At 54.4% G+C, this 7802-nt stretch carries 8 protein-coding genes and 1 pseudogene; 4 read left to right on the forward strand and 5 right to left on the reverse strand.

All coding sequences use genetic code 11. The features are described 5' to 3' along the window. Positions 1-184 (forward strand): annotated as a pseudogene (locus tag GKO01_RS15310) (IS3 family transposase); the annotation flags it as partial. A gap of 439 nt (positions 185-623) precedes the next feature. Here the strand turns inward: GKO01_RS15310 and GKO01_RS15315 are convergent. The 3 genes from GKO01_RS15315 to GKO01_RS15325 are packed head-to-tail and all read right to left on the reverse strand — an operon-like array spanning position 624 to position 3286. Continuing rightward, positions 624-1766 (reverse strand): major royal jelly family protein, encoded by a 1143-nt coding sequence (locus GKO01_RS15315; protein ID WP_244901514.1) that lies wholly within the window; start codon positions 1764-1766, stop codon positions 624-626. A gap of 13 nt (positions 1767-1779) precedes the next feature. After that, positions 1780-2214: a cupin domain-containing protein gene (locus tag GKO01_RS15320; RefSeq protein ID WP_099287752.1), complete on the reverse strand. Its 435-nt coding sequence runs from the start codon at positions 2212-2214 to the stop codon at positions 1780-1782. A 52-nt stretch (positions 2215-2266) separates the two neighbouring features. Beyond that, positions 2267-3286 carry a zinc-binding alcohol dehydrogenase family protein gene (locus GKO01_RS15325; RefSeq protein ID WP_099287753.1) on the reverse strand — a complete coding sequence of 340 codons (1020 nt, stop codon included), beginning with the start codon at positions 3284-3286 and terminating at the stop codon, positions 2267-2269. 100 nt (positions 3287-3386) lie between these two features. Between GKO01_RS15325 and GKO01_RS15330 the strand changes: the two genes are divergently transcribed. Next, positions 3387-3788 (forward strand): winged helix-turn-helix transcriptional regulator, encoded by a 402-nt coding sequence (locus tag GKO01_RS15330; protein ID WP_174694312.1) that lies wholly within the window; start codon positions 3387-3389, stop codon positions 3786-3788. A gap of 215 nt (positions 3789-4003) precedes the next feature. Here GKO01_RS15330 and GKO01_RS16635 read toward each other — a convergent pair whose 3' ends face one another. Continuing rightward, positions 4004-4390, reverse strand: a complete 387-nt coding sequence (locus tag GKO01_RS16635; protein ID WP_218017459.1) for a hypothetical protein — start codon at positions 4388-4390, stop codon at positions 4004-4006. 77 nt (positions 4391-4467) lie between these two features. Here GKO01_RS16635 and GKO01_RS15345 point away from each other — a divergent pair, with 77 nt between their 5' ends. Beyond that, the gene (locus GKO01_RS15345; RefSeq protein WP_241009746.1) at positions 4468-4662 is read left to right on the forward strand and encodes a hypothetical protein; all 195 of its coding nucleotides are present in this window, start codon (positions 4468-4470) and stop codon (positions 4660-4662) included. Positions 4663-5048: 386 nt separating this feature from the next. After that, positions 5049-6896: a Hint domain-containing protein gene (locus GKO01_RS15350; RefSeq protein ID WP_099287756.1), complete on the forward strand. Its 1848-nt coding sequence runs from the start codon at positions 5049-5051 to the stop codon at positions 6894-6896. A 283-nt stretch (positions 6897-7179) separates the two neighbouring features. On the opposite strand, the gene GKO01_RS15360 is transcribed toward GKO01_RS15350, so the two are convergent. Then, on the reverse strand, positions 7180-7802 hold a 623-nt coding region (locus GKO01_RS15360), incomplete at its 5' end, for a transposase (protein WP_145994802.1).

Raw genomic sequence — 7802 nt, forward strand, 5'->3', positions numbered from 1 at the left:
AATTCACGACGCCCCGTTTTACCGGGCTCCTGGAAGAGCGTCAGATCCGCATCAGCATGGATGGACGTGGGCGCTGGCTGGACGCACGCCCGATGAGGCGTATCATGACGTGCCCACGCCCTCTGGTCCGGGGTTAACCCCGGACCAGAGGGCCAACAGCAAAGCCGTCAGAATGGCGGCATAACAACAACCGGGTATAGCTTATTCAAACCCAAAAACTGTCCGATCAGACGGGGCCACCTCTTATGTCCGTTAATTCTTATTATCGGACATAGGGGGGTGGAGGCACAAAAAACGACCGGCAAGGGCCGTTTCGGGGCGTGTTCCACGGACGCTCATGCCGGGACAAAGTCGGCTCCCGGAAAGGCTGCCTGATCGTCTCTGGCCCTTTTGCGAGAGACATTTCAACTCACGCAGGCGTGGAACGATTTGGCCTCTTCGGGGGGGTAAGCCGAAGGTCTGCTAACGGCTTCATGAATATTATATCTGACGTCCTTGGCGGCGACATCGTACCGCCCAGACTCGCCGTTGGATCGCTCCCCCTGACTTTCCGACAGGGATCCCAGCAAACTTCGATAGCGTCACGCAAGCGACCACCATTGCGTTTGACCGTCATCATAGTCCTATCGCTCAGGTTGGGCCTGACCAGCATGAGGATCGATGGATACCAGTAGAAATGGCTGGTGACTGCGGGATTGCCCCTGATGAAACATCGGAAGACGGTCCAGTTGCGCGACGGGCAGCCAGAGGCGACCGTCAGGGGCAAGGCAAGGTGCATCCGCCCAGTGCAGACGTGAATCCTTGAGCAGTCTCGTGATCTTCCCGGAAACGTCTCTGCGATAGACGCCGTTATCCTTAAGGTTGGTGAAATAGAGATTTCCTGCAGTATCCATGGCACTGCCCCCGATGGGAGGTAAATCTGCCCAGGGTTTCACAGCCGCGGACAGATCGGTTGATGACACATTGGGATCGTCAAGAAATGCTGTCGGAACTTGAGACCAAGGCCCTTCAAGCGGCCCGAAATACAACCATTTCCCGTCCGGACTCACTTCAAGCGGATCGACATTCACCAGAAGCGGCTGATGCGGACCGTTCTCCAGGACGTGTCCATCCATGACAATCGGTCGATCTGTCCGTGCGCGTGTGGACGCGTCGTTATCCAGAACACGACGTGCCTGACCTGTTTTAATATCAAGGACGATCAGCGCTGCCTTGCCCGCATCCGTCAGATAGGCATGCATCCCGTTGAAACGGATATCGTCGATATAGCTGCCTGCCTGCGCGATCTCTGGATTCAGAGGATAGATCCGCAGCACATGACCTGTTGCCGGATCAATACGGACCAGTTTGGCTCCTCCAGCTACGAGTGCCCCTCCAAAAGACGGCGTTCCGGTATCAACAACCCAAAGCATTCCATCAGGAGCCGCATGGAGGGCATTGACGCTAACAAACCGATGCGTTGCATCCTGCCCGGGTTTCCAGCCATTCCAGTCAGCATCCGGAAAAGGCTCTATCTTTCCATTCTTTGTCAGAAGACCCACAGCCGGTCCGGAAAAGCCGGTCCAGCGAGGGCCTGCGACAAATACATGCCCACCAGCAAGCGCCACGGCGTTCCAGTCCATTGATTTAGTGGTCGCTTCGATCCTGATGGTCTGGGCATGCGACGGGACGGAATACGTGCAGGCCGCAACGAAACCCGTGCAAACGGCAATGGCGATCCTGCACAGGCCTCTTTTAGAGAAAGTCTGCTGTCGATTCTGTTTCATGAATCCCATGATGTCAGATCCCTGCAATAAAACCGGACGGCGTACCGTCAGCAGGATCGACAAACACCACGTCGTCTGATGCCCGTCGCGGCGTATCGATGGCCAGAAAAACGACTGGATGGCTCAGAATACGGGGCACGGCATGCACAGCCCGACGGGAGAACACCAGAAGATGGCCGGGGGCAAACGGCGCCTCCTCCTTGGGATCATCAATCCAGAATGTGCCTGTCCCGGAGAGGACATGAAGCACTTCATCGCACTGGGTATGATAATGCGGTGGCACATCCCGGTAGATCCGGAAGACCCGGATACTGGCTTCCGGCTTGTCCGTCAGATAAGTGTCCAGCAGCATCGTGTCTGCCGTTTCGGGAAACGCCGTCGCAATTTTATTGAGATCGAAGCGACCTCCCATCCGGTTCAGGATCATCAGATGCTCTTTGTCATTCATGAGGTCTGCTCCTCTCAAATGCTTTGGCTGTTTTCGTCATGATTGCCTCCTTTCAGGCAGAAAAACCTTCGAGCACGATCTTGCCTTTGGCCTGACCGCTCTCAATCAGGGCGTGAGCCTCCCGCAGGTTGGCCGCAGTGATGAGCCCGAGATTTTTGCCGAGCGTCGTGCGAAGACGACCTTCATCCACGAGCCGCGACACGTCGTTCAGAAGTTGCCCCTGCGCGCTGATGTCTTCCGTCCCAAATAGTGAACGCGTGAACATCAGTTCCCAGTGCAGGGACAGGCTTTTGCGCTTGAGCGGTGCGGCATTGAGTTCAGCCGGATCATCAATCAGGCCGAAATGTCCCTGAGGGGCAAGAAGTTCGACGATCTCTGTCAGGTGTTGATCCGTCTGCGTCGTAGAAAAGACATAGCCGGGAGCGCCCGCAGGAAGGGCAGCAACCTGTGCGGCCAGAGGCTTGCTGTGATCGATCACGTGATCTGCCCCGAGAGATGTGACCCAGTCCTGCGTTTCGGGGCGCGAAGCCGTGGCAATGACCGTGATATCAGTCAGAACCTTGGCCAGCTGGATCGCCATGGAACTGACACCGCCTGCACCTCCGATGATCAATATGGATGGGGTCGTCCCCGGGACAGACCGACGAATGTCCAGACGATCGAAAAGCATCTCCCAGGCGGTGATTGCTGTCAGCGGTAAGGCTGCGGCTTCGGCCCAGTTCAGAGAGCGGGGTTTGCGACCGACAATCCGTTCATCGACCAGATGAAACTCGGCGTTGGTCCCCGGACGATTGATCGCGCCGGCATAAAAGACCTCATCGCCGACAGAGAAATCCGTGACGTCCGGTCCGGTTCCAACGACAATCCCTGCCGCATCCCAGCCCAGAACACGCCACTCGCCCACGTCCGGTGTTGCGCTGCGGCGGACTTTTGTATCAACCGGATTGACCGACACGGCCCTGATTTCCACCAGAAGATCCCGACCCGAAGGAACAGGTTTCGGTAGATCGATGTCCTGAAGGGACGCCGGATTTTCGATGGGAAGCGGCGTCTGATAACCGATGGCCCGCATGATGTCTGCTCCTCTGTTGAATGAGGAGAAGAGTGAGCATTATGCTGTTTGCAGACAAGAACGCACTTTTAACGCCCATAGTGTCGGAAATGATACCGTTATGACCCGCATCCGCCATCAGTCGCTTGATTGCAGCCCCGGCTGCGCTGTTGAGGCAACGCTTCAGCTTATCGACGGCAAATGGAAAGGCGTAATCCTCTATCACCTGCTTCAGGGGACCCTGCGCTTCAACGCCATCCGCAAGCGCCTGCCAAATATCACGCAGAGAATGCTGACAACCCAGCTTCGCGAGCTGGAGCGTGACGGGTTTGTGTTACGGACGGTTTATCCGGAAGTTCCGCCAAAGGTGGAATACAGCCTGACCCAACGCGGGCGGACCCTCAAGCCCGTCATCATGGCTCTCAAGGCCTGGGGAGACGAGCACACAGCGTTCGGGTATGTTACTGAGACATGTGCAGATCAAAATGACCTACTCACTTCTGCCGCTAAAGGGATTGAATGATTGCTGAGAAGTCATTTGGCTAATGGCGGAAATAGAGGATGAACGGAATGTCGGTTATCGGTAAGGCCTGATGGAATGCTGCCATTCGCAGCGTTCAAATCATGGTACGACAAACGCCGGAATGGTAGGTCGACTCAAGACCTGTCCATAATCTGCTCACCTCTTGTGCACGAGGCACGCGCCGACGATCAAGCAGATTTGGAACCTAATACGCTTTAGCCAGTCTGCGCAGGGTTTGTGGTGGCTGACCATATTTGCGCATAAAGGCCTCGCGCATGCGACGGATGTCGACGAAGCCGGATTCCCGCGCAATTGGGTCCATCGGGTGACGCGTCTTCTCGATCATCAGACGCGCTGCCTCCACCGGTGGTCTGTCCGGTTTCGGCGCGGAAGGCGCGGGCGAACTGCCGAGGTGATAGCGCGGCAACTTCGGTCAGTTGCTCCACGGTCAGCGGATCGACGAGGTGGGACTTGGCGAAGATCACGGCCTTCTGGATGCGGTCGCTGCTGGGGGCAAGTTCCAGCAATTCGGAGTACTGCCGCTGTATTGCCGCTCGCACGGCGTGCGTGGTCGTGGCGCTCCCATGACGTATCTGTCCCATAAGGCTTCCTTCCACTCTCGTGAAAATAATACCCCATCAAAACACGGGACCAAACATTTAGGCACGTCAGCACCATCATGGGCACACTGGAAAAAATGGGCGTGATCCGCCGCGAACGCTGCAAAATCGAGGGAATGCAGGGCCGAGGCGTGGCCGTGTATTTCATCAACCCGCATGTGGCATGGAATGGTTGGCTGGACATCCGCAAAGCACAGGCCGCGGCCCCCCGGCCGCCCATGCAGCTCGAACTTCTCCAAGGAGGGGCGTCATGACCGACTTATCCGACGAACCGGCCGCCAAGAGAGCCGTAATCCGTAAAGCTCGAAACCGGCCGAACATTTACTGGCGATCCTAAAAGCCGATCTGGCCCGCGTTCAGGCAGCGATTGACGCTCTGCTACATGAGGAACGACGTGTGGGTTGAATGGTCCGATGAAGCCTTGACAGACCATCGTTGACTACCTGCTCCCCCCTACCGGGGGCCGGGAAAACGCTTCGAGTTGATCACCCAGACAGCTCAGCCAAGCAAGCCGCTCCTCAACATCAAAACCAGTGGGTTTTTCGAATCCTGCAAGCGGTAACAAATTCGTGTAAATAACGTTTTTTAATTTTATTACGATAAAAAACCCATCATTTAATACCCTTCTTAGGAGGATAAAATGTCCACCACTTATACGGAATCGGGTGTTAAATACGACGTAACCACGAATAAATTATTAGGAGCGGTTACTTCCTGGACAGTAAAAATAACAGACCCAGATGGAAGTGTTCTGTATAGCGGGAATATATCACCCCTTCTTGGATCTGTTTCTACAACAAATAATTCAACATTATCCATAGCAAGTGCTTTAATTGGTGGAACTTACGTTGTTCCATCTGGAATAAGTAGCAATATTAATATTGCTGTATCTCTCTTAACGGCAACACCAACTACAATTTATATTGGTGGAACTTCTGAAATCACTACTGCAGCTTCTGCCTTAAGCGGACTTGTTCTTAATGTCGATGGTGGAACTGCGTCGCTAAACAGCGGTCTTATCGCAGGCGCCTTGAATGGAACTACCGTAAATATTACGAATAGTGGAACTTTTTCAGGCGGCACATCCCTCATTACTGCACTCAGTGGAACCACCATCAACTTTGGAACAGGAGGCGGAACATTCGTTCTTAATGCCGGAAGTAATCTTGTAAACCTATCAAGCACAACCATAACAGGTTACGATCCCAGTAAAGATACGATAAGACTTGAAAATACTACCGCGAAAATTAGCGGATATACTATATCTGGATCTGGTTCTGCAAAGACAATCACTCTATACGGTACAGGTGGCACTGAGATTGCAACATATACTGCCACTCTAGCAGGTGGTGTTACGCTCGCAAACGGAACCTATAATTCCCTTACGCAAGACACATCAGTAAACCCACTTCTCATCAGCTATACGGATGGAAATACTGACATTGGGGCTTGTTTTCTATCCAACACGTTGATTCAAACGCCCTCTGGAGAAAAAGCAATTGAAGACTTGATTGTTGGAGATGAGATCATTGCTTACATTGACGGTATTCCGACTCCACGTCGCGTGATCTGGGCAGGTCAGGCGCATTGCACGGTTCGTCCTGATCTTCCTAACGACCAGGCAGGTTATCCTGTCCGTATCATCAAGGACGCCATTACAGATGGTGTTCCTTTTAAGGACATGCTGATCACGGCGGAGCACTGCCTCTTCTTCGACGGAAAGTTCGTCCCCGCCCGCATGCTGGTGAACGGTCGCTCGATCTTCTTCGACAAGTCCATCACCTCTTACGATTACTACCATATCGAAACCGAAGAGCACTCGATCATCATGGCCGATGGCATGCTCACCGAGAGCTATCTCGATACCGGAAACCGTCGCTCTTTCTCTCAGAAGGGGAACGTTGTCTCATTAACTAGCAGCCGTAATTTGACATGGGACGATGCTGCTGCTCCGCTTGGTGTCAGCCGCGAATTTGCAGAACCTCTGTTCCGGCAGGCCGAAGCCCGGGCAATCACTGCTGGTGTCACACAGAAAGACGCCGCTCCTGAGCTGACAGAGGAGGCCAACCTCCATCTCATCACGGACACTGGTGTATCCATCCGCCCTACCCGTGAACACAACGGACGCATCATGTTCATGATCCCGACAGGTGTTCAGTCCATCCGCATTGCTTCCAATGCCAGCCGACCCAGTGATGTCGTCGGACCGTTCGTGGATGACCGCCGTTATTTCGGCGTCGCTGTGGGGGATATTACTCTTTTCGAGGGCAACAGGTCTCGTACCATTATCTCTCACCTAACCGACAGGGAGTTGGACGGCTGGAACACTCTGGAATGGGAAGACTGCCGCTGGACATCCGGTAACGGCCTGCTACCACTCGGTGAACGTCATCCGAACAGCGTCGCCCTCATCGCTATCCAGATTAAAAAAACAGGCCCCTACCTGGCCACCGATGCGGTTCAAAAAAAGGCCGCTCTGCGGGCCTGAAAAGACAATCCCCGCCTCTCCTGAGAGGCGGGGATCACCAAGGGTCATACCCTCGGTCACGGCTTCGGTCTCTTCTCCGTGACTTCGTTTTTTCCAGATTATGCTCCCGTTCAACCACCCGAATGTCCTGCTGGCGTCTGATCTCAACCTGGAGGGATCGAAAAACTGTTTGTTGATATGCCTTGGCGAGTAATTTCTGGTTTTTGGCGATTTGATTGACGGTTTTTGGGGTGACTTTTGATCTGCGTTTTGAGCAGATCGAGGATTGGCACCCGCTGAACAGCTACGCGCTCGCGTTCAACCTCTCGAGGAAGAGGAAGCGGCGCATGTTGTAGACAATATTGGCCAGTCCGATCCTCATGGTGGCCCGGGTGATACCGACAGTCCGAATGAAGAGCCCCGTCTGCGATTTCTGATCGGCAAAGACATGCTCGACACGCGACCGGATCACCGACTTCCCTGCGTTGGACCGCTGGATGTGGCGGGGCATGGGCTTGAGATGCGGCTTTTTCCTGTGGACCTTTGAGACAAAGCCCTGCTTTTCCATGAAGTCTTCGTTGGCTTTCGAGCGATAGGCCGTGTCAGCCCAGACTGTTGAGGCCGTATTGGTTTTATCCAGCAAGCCCTCGCGTAGTCTGGCACCGTCACTGGCGGCGGCATCTGTCGCTTTCCATTTCCGGATGAACCTGAACTTCCGGTCGATGGAAATATGCGATTTATAGCCAAAGAACGGGATGGCGAGATCCGTTGACGGGATCGTCCCGTCATCCTGCCGCTTCGCCTTCGTGAACTTCAGCGTCCAGCGCGCATGACGATCCTTGTGCGACAGCTTTGCCCGCTTGTCCTGCCAGTCTTCGGGAATACGGCCTGCCCGGAGATCGGCTTTCTCGGCGTTCGTGTTGCGCT

The sequence above is a fragment of the Gluconobacter kondonii genome (genome assembly GCF_002723995.1).
GTDB lineage: Bacteria > Pseudomonadota > Alphaproteobacteria > Acetobacterales > Acetobacteraceae > Gluconobacter > Gluconobacter kondonii.

Excerpts from the sequence above, each read along its gene's own strand:
- GKO01_RS15330 (WP_174694312.1), top strand. The coding sequence starts at position 3,387 with ATGACCCGCATCCGCCATCAGTCGCTTGATTGCAGCCCCGGCTGCGCT.
- GKO01_RS15325 (WP_099287753.1), bottom strand. The coding sequence starts at position 3,286 with ATGCGGGCCATCGGTTATCAGACGCCGCTTCCCATCGAAAATCCGGCG.
- GKO01_RS15350 (WP_099287756.1), top strand. The coding sequence starts at position 5,049 with ATGTCCACCACTTATACGGAATCGGGTGTTAAATACGACGTAACCACG.
- GKO01_RS15320 (WP_099287752.1), bottom strand. The coding sequence starts at position 2,214 with ATGAATGACAAAGAGCATCTGATGATCCTGAACCGGATGGGAGGTCGC.
- GKO01_RS15315 (WP_244901514.1), bottom strand. The coding sequence starts at position 1,766 with ATGAAACAGAATCGACAGCAGACTTTCTCTAAAAGAGGCCTGTGCAGG.
- GKO01_RS16635 (WP_218017459.1), bottom strand. The coding sequence starts at position 4,390 with ATGGGACAGATACGTCATGGGAGCGCCACGACCACGCACGCCGTGCGA.
- GKO01_RS15345 (WP_241009746.1), top strand. The coding sequence starts at position 4,468 with ATGGGCACACTGGAAAAAATGGGCGTGATCCGCCGCGAACGCTGCAAA.